The 435-nt window shown below is 27.4% G+C and carries 1 protein-coding gene; it reads right to left on the reverse strand.

Translation table 11 applies throughout. From position 1 onward, the window contains the following. Positions 1-190 precede the first annotated feature (190 nt). Positions 191-435, reverse strand: a 245-nt coding sequence (locus OC23_RS05400) for a DUF1003 domain-containing protein (RefSeq protein ID WP_038343372.1), incomplete at its 5' end; no start/stop codon positions are given.

Below are 435 nucleotides of genomic sequence, written 5' to 3' on the forward strand. Positions count from 1 at the left end.
CGCTCAGGCGTACCAGGAGCATATGATTTTACCTCTTCGTTAACAGCGTGAGGAATTTGAGCAAATGATTTTGACATTTTGATTATTTTGTTTGTTTATACTTTTCAAAGTCCAAATTTAAGAAAAATAAATGGAAATGTTTCAGTTCAGATAATTAAGTCTTTTACCACTTTAAACATAAAATCATCCATTATTCTTCCTCTTTATTCTCTTTTTTATCTTTTGTATGAAGAATTTGATTTTCGATATTCTCTAAATACTGAATCTGCATTTCCTGTATTTCTAATAATTTCTTATTCTGATGAACCAATAAATGATCTATTTTTTCACTTAATAATTTTATTTCCAATTCAGCTTTCAAGTTAATTTTATAATCATGTTCAGCTCTATCACGATCTTTATCTTCTTGACGATTTTGACTCATCATAATAATTG

It is taken from the genome of Acinetobacter sp. A47 (assembly GCF_000805455.1).
Classification (GTDB): Bacteria; Pseudomonadota; Gammaproteobacteria; order Pseudomonadales; family Moraxellaceae; genus Acinetobacter.